Annotated in this window: 1 protein-coding gene; it reads left to right on the forward strand. The window is 60.6% G+C overall.

The annotated features are described in order from the left end of the window. On the forward strand, positions 1-383 hold a 383-nt coding region (locus tag ACEWB7_RS18715), incomplete at both ends, for an ABC transporter substrate-binding protein (RefSeq protein ID WP_411581193.1).

A 383-nucleotide genomic window follows, 5' to 3' on the forward strand; every position in this document is an offset into this window, starting at 1 on the left:
GTTTATGGTGTGGTCGGCAGGTTACGGACCCTCGCCGGAGAAACTGGCGCGGATCGCGCCGGGGCGCGGGTTCGATTTTAGCGACGGCAAAAAGCCGCTGGCGGTGGCCCGACGCTCGCTGGTTGAACTGGCGCAGACGCTGAATCTGGAAGCTGCGGCAGAAAAACATCTGGCGCAATACGATCGCTTCATCGCCAGCCAGAAGCCACGTTTTATCCGCCGCGGGGGACGTCCGTTACTGATGACGACGCTTATCGATCCGCGGCATATGCTGGTGCTCGGCCCGAATTGCCTGTTCCAGGAGGTGCTGGACGAGTATGGCATCGTCAATGCCTGGCAGGGTGAAACCAACTTTTGGGGCAGTACGGCGGTCAGCATCGATC

Source organism: Acinetobacter sp. NIOH-H-8, assembly GCF_046635365.1.
GTDB lineage: Bacteria > Pseudomonadota > Gammaproteobacteria > Pseudomonadales > Moraxellaceae > Acinetobacter.